At 60.6% G+C, this 10545-nt stretch carries 10 protein-coding genes; 7 read left to right on the top strand and 3 right to left on the bottom strand.

From position 1 onward, the window contains the following. Positions 1-281: 281 nt before the first annotated feature. From PMI32_RS14150 to PMI32_RS14160, 3 genes are all read left to right on the top strand, one after another. Complete coding sequence (locus PMI32_RS14150) at positions 282-722, top strand: c-type cytochrome (protein WP_008029662.1); 441 nt, start codon at positions 282-284, stop codon at positions 720-722. 3 nt (positions 723-725) lie between these two features. Continuing rightward, a complete protein-coding gene (locus PMI32_RS14155) occupies positions 726-2153 on the top strand; it encodes a cbb3-type cytochrome c oxidase subunit I (protein ID WP_008029660.1) in 1428 nt (475 codons plus the stop codon). A 78-nt stretch (positions 2154-2231) separates the two neighbouring features. Further along, entirely contained in the window at positions 2232-4073 is a 1842-nt protein-coding gene (locus tag PMI32_RS14160) for a nitric oxide reductase activation protein NorD (protein ID WP_008029658.1), read from the top strand. Positions 4074-4209: 136 nt separating this feature from the next. Here PMI32_RS14160 and PMI32_RS14165 read toward each other — a convergent pair whose 3' ends face one another. Together PMI32_RS14165 and PMI32_RS14170 are read right to left on the bottom strand one after the other, a co-directional pair. Continuing rightward, positions 4210-4392, bottom strand: a complete 183-nt coding sequence (locus PMI32_RS14165) for a hypothetical protein (RefSeq protein ID WP_008029656.1) — start codon at positions 4390-4392, stop codon at positions 4210-4212. A gap of 5 nt (positions 4393-4397) precedes the next feature. Further along, entirely contained in the window at positions 4398-5081 is a 684-nt protein-coding gene (locus PMI32_RS14170) for a Crp/Fnr family transcriptional regulator (protein WP_008029654.1), read from the bottom strand. Positions 5082-5551: 470 nt separating this feature from the next. Between PMI32_RS14170 and PMI32_RS14175 the strand changes: the two genes are divergently transcribed. Beyond that, positions 5552-6742, top strand: coding sequence for an NnrS family protein (locus tag PMI32_RS14175; RefSeq protein ID WP_008029650.1), 1191 nt, complete (start codon positions 5552-5554; stop codon positions 6740-6742). Positions 6743-6770: 28 nt separating this feature from the next. After that, complete coding sequence (locus PMI32_RS14180; protein WP_008029649.1) at positions 6771-7208, top strand: CopD family copper resistance protein; 438 nt, start codon at positions 6771-6773, stop codon at positions 7206-7208. 108 nt (positions 7209-7316) lie between these two features. Here the strand turns inward: PMI32_RS14180 and ytfE are convergent, their stop codons facing one another. Beyond that, positions 7317-7991: an iron-sulfur cluster repair protein YtfE gene (gene ytfE, locus PMI32_RS14185; RefSeq protein WP_008029646.1), complete on the bottom strand. Its 675-nt coding sequence runs from the start codon at positions 7989-7991 to the stop codon at positions 7317-7319. 155 nt (positions 7992-8146) lie between these two features. Here ytfE and norR point away from each other — a divergent pair, with 155 nt between their 5' ends. Then, positions 8147-9676, top strand: coding sequence for a nitric oxide reductase transcriptional regulator NorR (gene norR / locus PMI32_RS14190; RefSeq protein ID WP_008029644.1), 1530 nt, complete (start codon positions 8147-8149; stop codon positions 9674-9676). Between the two features lie 78 nt (positions 9677-9754). After that, positions 9755-10402 (top strand): pyridoxamine 5'-phosphate oxidase, encoded by a 648-nt coding sequence (pdxH, locus tag PMI32_RS14195; RefSeq protein WP_008029642.1) that lies wholly within the window; start codon positions 9755-9757, stop codon positions 10400-10402. Positions 10403-10545: the final 143 nt, after the last annotated feature.

Below are 10545 nucleotides of genomic sequence, written 5' to 3'. Positions count from 1 at the left end.
GCGAGGCACCGAACGAAAGGGGCAAAAGCGCTTTGGTTACTTTCGCGCTTTTCGAAAGTGACTCGCTGTAAAAGCGAAACCATTAGCAGCCGTTACCACAAAAACGGATATGCCCCCCCCCTCAAAAAAACCGACCGCCTGACACAAAGCCATCGCCGGCAAGCCGGTCTCGCTCCCACAGTAATACCCGAGCAAAACCATCGGAGTTTCTTGATCGCCATCAAGCAGATTTCAACCCTTCGCTTCCTATCATGGACGGGCCAAGCAAAGAGGAAGCGACCATGTCAGAGACCTTCACCAAAGGCATGGCCAGGAACATCTACTTCGGGGGAAGCATCTTCTTCTTCCTGGTATTCCTGGCCTTGACCTACCACACGGAACAGACCTTCCCGGTGCGCAGTAACGAAGCGCAGTTAACCGAATCAGTGATTCGCGGCAAGACAGTCTGGGAGCAAAACAACTGCATCGGCTGCCACACGCTGCTGGGCGAGGGCGCCTACTTTGCGCCTGAGCTGGGCAACGTCTTTCAGCGGCGCGGCGGGGAACAGGGCTTCAAACCTTTCCTGCATGCCTGGATGAAAATGCAGCCGCTGGGCGTACCGGGCCGGCGCGCGATGCCTCAGTTCAAATTGAGTGACCAGGAGGTGGATGACATCGCCGAGTTCCTCAAATGGAGCTCGAACATCAACACCAATGGCTGGCCGCCAAACAAGGAGGGCTGAGCAATGAGCATTGCCAATCCACATCTGAAATTCGCCTCGCAAGCCGTGGCCAAACCGTACTTCGTGTTTGCCCTGATCCTGTTCCTCGGTCAGGTGCTGTTCGGTTTGATCATGGGCCTGCAATACGTGATCGGCGACTTTCTGTTCCCGATCATTCCGTTCAACGTGGCGCGGATGGTGCACACCAACCTGTTGATTGTCTGGCTGCTGTTCGGCTTCATGGGCGCGGCTTACTACCTGATCCCGGAAGAAGCCGACCGAGAGCTGCACAGCCCGAAACTGGCAATCCTCCTGTTCTGGGTGTTCGCCGCCGCCGGTGTGCTGACGATCCTGGGCTACCTGCTGGTGCCTTATGCGGGCCTGGCCAGGCTGACCCACAACGAGTTGCTGCCGACCATGGGCCGGGAGTTCCTCGAACAGCCGACCATCACCAAGATGGGTATCGTGGTGGTGTGCCTGGGCTTCCTCTACAACATCGGCATGACCCTGCTCAAAGGTCGCAAGACCACCGTCAGCATGGTGATGATGACCGGGTTGATCGGGCTCGCGGTGTTCTTCCTGTTCTCCTTCTACAACCCCGGCAACCTCGCCCGTGACAAGTTTTACTGGTGGTGGGTGGTGCATCTTTGGGTGGAAGGCGTGTGGGAATTGATCATGGGTTCGATGCTCGCCTTCGTGCTGATCAAGATCACCGGGGTAGACCGGGAAGTCGTGGAGAAATGGCTGTACGTGATCATCGCCATGGCGCTGATTACCGGGATCATCGGCACCGGTCACCACTTCTTCTGGATCGGTGCGCCCGAGGTCTGGTTGTGGGTCGGCTCGATCTTTTCCGCCATGGAACCGCTGCCGTTCCTGGCCATGGTGATCTTCGCGTTCAGCATGGTGAAGAACCGTCGTCGACAACACCCGAATCGCGCGGCCACACTGTGGGCCAAGGGCACCACCGTTACGGCGTTCTTCGGTGCGGGCGTCTGGGGTTTTCTGCACACGTTGGCCCCGGTCAACTTCTACACCCACGGTTCGCAACTGACGGCGGCTCACGGTCACCTGGCCTTCTACGGCGCTTACGCGATGATCGTGATGACCTTGATCAGCTACGCCATGCCACGCTTGCGCGGCTTGGGTGAAGCCGGCGACGAGCGCTCGCAGACGCTGGAGATCTGGGGCTTCTGGTTGATGACCCTGTCGATGGTGATGATCACATTGTTCCTCACCGCTGCCGGTGTCGTGCAGGTCTACCTGCAACGCTGGCAGGCCGACGGAATCGCATTGCCCTTCATGTCCACGGTCGAACATTTGCAAGTGCTGTTCTGGGCCCGCCTGGGTTCCGGTGTGGGTTTCTTCGCCGGGTTGCTCTGCTACTTGTTCAGCTTCAAGCAACGTGGCCGCGCCGCTTTGCGCGCCCCGGCTGCCGTGGTTCCGTCATGAGCCTGCATAACGGCTAGAAAAGGTCGGCCCGGCTGAGACAGCGGGCCGTTTTTTTGCTTTGGAAAAAGGGCAACTACCATGGCCTTTACCGTTGAACTGGAAGAGTGGGTCGGCAGTGTCTGGCACCGTTTCATCACCCGGCGCGCCAGTGCGGATTTCCCTGAGGCACGCGTTGAGCTGATCAGCCAGCAACGCCCACTGGCGCTGTTGTTTCGCGCCATGGGCGGTGCCAACGGTGTCGGCGTCGAAGCTGCCAGCGACCGCGATCTGCTGCTGCGGCGCAACGTGTTGCAGCAGATCGCCGGCACCTGCAAACAAGTGCCGTTGGCATGGTGCGACGCGGCGAATCTTCGGCTGCCGTCGAGCCTGGCGGTGTTTCCTGACGTCGCTCTGAACGAGGAACTCTATCGTTGGCTCGCGCTGCTGGCGGCGCAGGCCGGGCCGATGCGTCACTGGGGGCGGGACAATCAGCGCTGGACGCAACAGCTGTTGCAGCGCTTCCCCGCGTTGCGCGTCCGCTATCAACGCCTGGTCGATGCCCATCTGCAATTACGCCCGGATCCGGCCTCGTTGAACCGCAGCGAAGCCGCGCTGGAGCGGGCGTTATGCCAGGCGTTGCGTGAACCGGGCAGTGTCGAGCATTTTCCTCGTAGCGAACGCGCTGCCTGGCCGCTGCCATTGTGGTTGTACCCGCCGCAAAATTTCGCCAGCGCGCAGGCAGCCGATCTGGGCGATGAATCCGAAGAGTCGTTGACCACGCCACCCGGCGAACAGAAAAGCGGACGCAAACGCGCCACGCGGATCGATGAAAGCACCCGTGATGGCGGGCTGTTGGTGGTGCGCCTGGAGAACCTGTTCAGTTGGACCGAACACGTGGATCTGGATCGCTGGTCGGACGACAGCGAAGACCCGGACGCCGCCCGGGTTGCCGATGACCTGGACGAACTGACGCTGTCGCGCACCCGCCTGCGCAAGGGCGGTGGCCTCAAGCTGCACCTGGATCTGCCGCCGGCCGATGTCGACGATATTCCCTTGGGCGAGGGTATCAAGTTGCCGGAGTGGGACTATCGCAAGCAACGGATGCAGGACAGCTTCGTCAATCTGCAAATGATGGTGCCGCGCGACTGTGAAGCGCAGCCGCTGCCGCCACGGCTCAAGGCCTCGGCGCGACGTTTGCGCCGCCAGTTTGAGCACCTGCGCAACGACCGCCAGTGGTTACGCCAGCAACCCCAGGGTTCTGAACTGGACATGCAGGCCTGGCTGGATTTTCACGTTGAACGCGAGCATGGCGAGTGCGCCGAGCGGGGTTTGTTCATGGAACAACGCCAGACCCGCCGCGACCTCGCGTGCCTGTTGCTGGCCGATGTGTCGATGTCCACCGACGCCCATCTCAACGATGAACATCGTGTCATTGATGTCATCCGCGACAGCCTGCTGCTGTTCGGCGAAACCCTGTCGGTGCTGGGTGATGATTTTGCCCTGTACGGGTTTTCCTCGTTGCGTCGCCAGCAAGTGCGCATGCAAGAACTCAAGTCGTTCACCCAGCGTTATGACGACAACACCCGAGGTCGCATCCAGGGACTCAAGCCGGGTTATTACACACGCATGGGCGCCGCCATTCGCCAGGCCACCAAACTGCTGGGCACCAGCAAACGACGCAGCAAATTGTTGCTGCTGCTGACCGACGGCAAACCGAATGATCTGGATTTGTATGAGGGCCGCTACGGTGTCGAAGACACCCGCGAGGCGGTGCGGGAGGCGCGGCGCCAGGGATTGACGCCGTTCTGTATCACGATTGATCGCGAGGCCGGGGACTACTTGCCGTACATGTTCGGCGCCAATGGCTACACCTTGATCCGCCAGCCCGAACAACTGCCCCTGCGCTTACCGCAGTTGTATCGCCAGTTGACCCAGCCATGACCCTTCCTGTCGGAGCGAGCTTGTCTCGGGCGGCGTTCCGATGATGGAGGTTAACGATAACGCGTACGTCCTGATTCAACGCGTCGTCCTCAGGTCCATCGCGAGCAGGCTCGCTCCTACAGTGCGTCGCGCAGCATCAACGCGGCAGCCAGAAAAACATCGCCACGCAAAAGATCGTCAGGCCGATGCAGAACCACATGAACCGATGCTGCCGACGCTCCCCGGCGCGTTCGGCCAGTGCCGGCAGGGGCATGCCGCAGTGGCGGCATTCTGTTTCTTTTGAGGGGTTGGCGTGCTGGCAATACAGGCAGACGGGCATGGCGCTCACTCGAACTGTTCCAGGCGTGGACGATCAAGAATGGCGATCTGACGGCCGTCCTGAGTAATGATTTTTTCATCGATCAGGCGGCGGATGATGCGCGAAAACGTCTCCGGCTGGATCGACAGGTGCCCGGCAATCAGTTGCTTGGCCATCGGCAGTTCGAATTGACTGTCGATGGTTTGCTGGCGCACCAGTTGCGTCAGCAGATAGCGCACGACCCGGTGGGTAGCGTTTTTCAGTGACAGGGTTTCGATTTCGTTGACCCGCTGGTGCAGGCGAACGCAGAGCTTGCCCAGCAGCGCGAAGGTCAGCCGGCTGTTGTTCTGCAGCAAGCGCATGTAAGTGCTGTTGGATAACCGGTAGAGCTGGGTAGGGCAGACCGCTTCGGCCGAGGCCACATAGTTGGGGGTGTCCATCAGCATCATCGCTTCGGCGAAGGTTTGCCGATCGCTGAGCACCTCGAATACTTTCTCCTGCCCGTCGGGTGTCAGGCGGTAGATTTTCACCGCCCCGGCAATCACGAAATAGAACGAATCGGCCGGTTCGCCCTGACGGAACAACGGCTCGCCTTTGTCGATGCTCAGCAGTTGGCTGGTACTCATCAATTCATCCAGCTGTTCTTCATTCAACGGCTCGAACAAGTGATGACTGCGCAGAATCTGGTGATGGACGCGATGAAGCACCATGGGAATTCATCCTGAAGGTTGAGGAGTGGCTTGCGAGCAAGAATCAGACAAGGCCCAGGGAGATGCCGCTGGCTACCGCCAGGACGGAGGTCAACACCACAAACCAGGCCAGTGGCTGGACGACTTTTTTCATGAGGACTCCCGGGATCGAGTTTGCTTTGAGTTCCCGAGGCTTGAGCAAAACGCGGGCCATGCCTGAAGGCCTTTGTTTATTGGGGTTGTAGGCGGATAGGGTAAAAAAGACCCATGCATTCAGGGTAAAAACAACCTTCAAATGGTCATTTTTACCCTGCGTCAGCTACCGTTACAGCTAGCAAGTGCCGCCAGCCATTGATCTGGAGCGGGGGCACGGCCCTTGCACACTTGATCTGCGACAAAGGCAATTGCTCGGCAATACCCGATGATTGCACCCGGAATTACCTCGCGCGCAGGTTGGCGCCAGGTCAGCAACAAGGTAGAGGAGTGGCTTTATGCAAGTGCTTGACCGCCGTAAAGCGATGGCCATCGCGCCGCTGTTACGTCTGGCCTTTCGGCCGTTCTTCCTCGCGGGCGGCCTGTTGGCCGTGCTGGTCATCCCGCTTTGGCTGGCAGCCTTCAGCGGTTCGTTGTCCGCGTGGCAGCCGGCCGGTGGTTGGCTGGGCTGGCATCGGCATGAATTGCTGTTCGGGTTCGGGCTGGCGATTATTGCGGGCTTCCTGCTGACGGCCGTACAGACCTGGACCGGTCGCCCCGGCCTCAGCGGCAAACCGTTGGCCGCGCTGGCGCTGCTGTGGTTGGCGGCGCGCGTGGCGTGGCTGGTCAATGCTCCGTGGCCGCTGTTGGTGGTGCTGGAAATGGCGTTCCCGCTGGCGGTGGCGGCGTTGATGGGCTTCACGTTGTGGAAGGTGCGGCAAAAGCGTAACTACCCAATTGTGGTGGTCCTGCTGTTGCTGGCCGGGGCCGACGGGTTGTCCGTGTCGGGGCTGGTCGCAGGTCATGAGGGCTGGCAGCGTCAGGGCGTGCTGACCGGCATCTGGCTGGTGGCGGCCATGATGGGGTTGATCGGCGGCCGCGTGATTCCGTTCTTCACCCAGCGTGGCCTCGGTCGGGTTGACGCTGTTGCCCCTTGGCCGTGGCTGGATTGGCTGCTGCTGATTGGTTCGCCACTGGTGGCGTTGCTGTATGCGGTCGGCCCTGCGCTCAACGCCAATGTCTGGGTAGGTTTGTTGTTCGCGGTGCTGGGGGCTGGGCATCTGGTGCGCCTGGTGCGCTGGCAAGATCGCGGCCTGTGGCGCGTGCCGTTGTTGTGGTCGCTGCACCTGGCTTACGGCTGGCTGGCGGTGGCTTGTCTCGGCATGGCGCTGTGGCATTTCGGCGTACCGCTGAACCCGAGCCTGGCAGTGCATTGCCTGACAATCGGCGCCATGGGCGGTCTGGTGCTGGCGATGATCGCGCGGGTAACGCTCGGGCATACCGGCCGTGCGCTGGAGCCACCGTCGGGCATGACCTTGGCGTTCATCTTGCTCAACCTGGCGTGTCTGAGTCGGGTCGTGTTGATTGTGTTTTTCCCTTTGCCGGCGTTGTGGCTGGCCGGTCTGTGCTGGACGCTGGCGTTTGCGCTGTACGCCTGGCGTTATGGGCCGATGCTGCTGCGGGCCCGGGTCGACGGTCATCCGGGATGAGCAGGCCAAAGAATGGAGGCGGGCGATGATGTATCCCTTTTTGTTGATTACGCATTTGCTGGCAGCCATCGCCTTCATCGGCACGCTGTTTTTCGAAGTGGTGATCTGGCACCGCGCACGCCAGCCGTTGGCAGAAGCGGCGCGAGCGACGGCGGATCAGGCGATTGCCGTGCGCTCGCGCAAGGTGCTGCACGGTGTGGTGTTGCTGTTGTATGGCGCCGGCATCGCGCTCGCCTGGCAACACCGCGGTGTTTTGAGCCAGCCGCTGGCCAGCAGTTTTGGCACCTTGCTGAGCCTGAAAATCATCCTGGCCCTGAGCATCATCGGCCATTACCTGCTGCTGGCGTATTGGTTGAAAAGCGCGCGGCTGTCCACGACCCGCGCGACCTGGATTCGCCGCAGCATCCTCGGGCACATGGTGTTGATCGTGATCCTGGCCAAGGCGATGTTCTATTGGCACGGCTGATGGCGCTGTAAAACCGGTAGTTCTGAGGTGACGCCATTCGCGAGCAAGCCCGCTCCCACAGAGGAATACTGATCCCTGTGGGAGCGAGCCTGCTCGCGAAAAGTGTGATCAGTGGTGTGGGTTCAGGGCGTTGATGAACAGCACGTTGTTTTCCAGGTGAATGTGTTGCATCAGGTCGTCCTTGAATTCCAGCAACCCGCGATAGAGTGCACGCCAGGTGTTGCAGGCATCCGCCGGCGGGGTGATGTGGTGGGTCAGGGCGAGCATCTGTTCCAGCGCTTCGCCATGTTGATCATGTTCGAAACGCAACACCTGGATCGGCGGTGCGGCCTGCGGGCCGATGCCCTGTTGCAGCATCGGGAAGAGCACTTGTTCTTCCTTGAGCATGTGGCCTTCGAGTTCTTGCTGCATGTCGCTCAGCAGATCGGCCAGGCCGTTGGGGCAGGTGCTGCGCGCACCGTGCACTTGCTCGACACGTCGGGCCAGGCGGATCAGTTCCGGCAGTTGCTCGCGGTGGCGGGCGTGGTAGCGCGTCAGGAGGTGGGCAATCAACGCCTCGGACGTTTCGGTACGCCAGTCGTGCTGGGTTTCGCCGGTGTCTTGCAGGGTTTCCAGGGCATCGGCAATCAGCAGCGGATCGAGGTCTTTGCCAAGGGCCGCTTCCCGCAGGCTTTTATGCCCGCCGCAACAGAAGTCCAGTTTGAAGTTGTGAAAGATTCGGGTGGCGCCGGGAATGTCGCAGGCCAGTTGGCCGAGGCTTTGTTCCAGTAGGGTCTGGCTCATCAGGGGTTCCTTGCTTGGGTTTCAACGGTTCTCCTGGCTTGTTGCATCCGGCGTGCCATATTTAACTGATTGATAAATATGAATTTATTTTTAGTTGTGGTGATGTGCACCCTGACGCATTAGGGTGAATCCCACCATAGAGGGTAATTAAAACCATGCTGCGTGAAAGCCTGGCGGCCGACCTGATTGTCGAGTTGCCCAATGCCGTGCGGTTGCAACGACTGGTCCAGACCCTGCGCCAATACTTCAACAGTGGCGCGGTGGGTTTGTTGCGTCTGGATGACGACAGCCTCAGGCCCGTGGCGACGGTGGGGCTGGTGCATGAAGCGTTGGGACGCCGCTTCGTCATCGCCCAGCATCCTCGGCTGGCGGCGATCATGGCGTCGCGCGAACCTGTCTGGTTCGAGCCCGACAGTCGCCTGCCGGATCCTTACGACGGATTGCTCGACAACCACATCGGCGAACCACTGCCGGTGCACGACTGCATGGGCGTGAGCCTGTATGTCGAAGGCCGGATCTGGGGCGCGATCACCCTCGATGCGCTGCACGCCGGAACCTTCGACAGCCGAGCACGGGAGGAACTCAAGCGCTGCACCTTGCAGATCGAAGCAGCCGTGCGGGTCACTCGCCTGGAACAGGAAAACCGCAGCTTGCGCCTGTCCCGCAGTGATCCTCAGGATTTGCGAATGCCGGTCGAGGAGGGCGAGATCCTCGGGCAGAGTGAGGTGTTGCATCAGCTACTCAATGAGCTGGACGTGTTGGCCGACTCCGATCTGCCGGTGTTGCTGCTGGGCGAGACCGGCGTTGGCAAAGAGCTGTTCGCCCGGCGCTTGCATCGTCTGTCGCGGCGCAGCCACAAGCCGCTGATTCAGGTCAACTGCGCGGCCTTGCCCGAGTCGTTGGCGGAGAGTGAATTGTTCGGACACGTCAAAGGCGCCTTCTCCGGCGCCACGGGTGACCGTGCCGGGCGCTTCGATGCGGCCAACGGTGGCACGCTGTTTCTCGATGAAGTCGGTGAGTTGCCATTGAGTGTGCAAGCGAAATTGCTGCGCACCTTGCAGAACGGCGAGATCCAGCGCCTGGGCGCGGACAAGCCGCTGCATGTCGATGTGCGCATCATCGCCGCCACCAACCGGCACTTGCCGGACAGCATTCGCGATGGCCTGTTTCGGGCCGATCTGTATCACCGGCTCTCGGTGTACCCGGTGCCGATCCCGTCGTTGCGCGAACGCGGCAATGACGTGTTGATGCTGGCCGGGCATTTCCTTGAACTTAATCGGGCGCGGCTCGGCCTGCGTGGCTTGCGTCTGTCGCCGGCGGCGGAACGCGCGCTGCTGGCGTATACCTGGCCGGGCAACGTGCGCGAACTCGAGCATGTGATCAGTCGTGCCGCCTTGAAGCAGCTCAGTCGCGGCAGCAGTCGTGCGTTGATCATGACGCTGGAGCCCGAGATTCTTGATCTCGACAGTGCTCCGAACGCACCGCAGGTTGTTTCTGAGCCTTCCGACGCCGCTCCAGCTGATCTGCCATTCCAGCCGCTGGGTGAAGCCGTCGACGATTATCAACGCAAGAAAATTCTCCAGGCCCTGAGCCTGTCCGGGGAAAACTGGGCCAGCGCGGCGCGGATTCTGGAAGTCGATCCGAGCAATTTGCACAAACTGGCGCGGCGTCTGCGGCTCAAGTAATCGACACTGTTGATGGCGGTCAAGGTCGGTTGGCGCAGTGCCTCGCACACTGAGCAAAACCTTCCGGAGATCACTGTCATGCCGCTTTCCCTGGCCCAAATGCGCCGCAACTACACCTTGTATGGCTTGCAGGACGAGCATGCGCTGGATGACCCTTTGGTGATGTTTCGCCAATGGCTGCAACTGGCCCGTGACACCGAGAGCGCGCCTGTCGAAGCCAATAGCATGATGCTGGCGACGGTAGACAGCGAAGGGCGGCCGCACTGTCGTGTCCTGTTGCTCAAGGGCTTGAGCGAGGAAGGTTTTACGTTCTTCGGTCATTACCAGAGTGACAAGGGTCAGCAACTGGCCGCCAATCCTTATGCCGCCATGACGTTTTTCTGGCCGGGGCTGGAGCGGCAGGTGCGTATTGAAGGTCGCGTCTCGAGGCTGGATCCGGCGTTGTCGGATGAGTACTTTGATTCCCGGTCCATGGCCAGTCGTCTCGGTGCCTGGGCTTCGCCGCAAAGCCGTCCGCTGGCGAGTAGGGCAGCGCTTGAATCGCTGTTGGCTGACACGATCAAACGCTTCGTCGGCCAGACTGTGTCGCGACCCGAGCAGTGGGGCGGGTACTGCCTGCATCCTGAGCGCCTGGAGTTTTGGCAGGGGCGTGCGGACCGGTTGCATGACCGTATTGACTATCGCTTGCATGAAGGTGTCTGGAAACGGAGCCGTTTGGCGCCTTGAGCCCGATGGAAGATGGTGGGGTGGCTTTGTTCGGGTGCATATCCGTTGTTTCGGTGATGGCGGCTATTGGTTTCGCCCTTACGGCGAGTCACTTTCGAAAAGCGCGAAAGTAACCAAAGCGCTCTTGCCCCTTTCGTTCGGTG

It is taken from the genome of Pseudomonas sp. GM60 (genome assembly GCF_000282415.1).
GTDB classification, from domain to species: Bacteria; Pseudomonadota; Gammaproteobacteria; order Pseudomonadales; family Pseudomonadaceae; genus Aquipseudomonas; species Aquipseudomonas migulae.
Note: the sequence above shows the minus strand (reverse complement) of the source record. Positions and strands in the feature narration are given on the sequence as shown.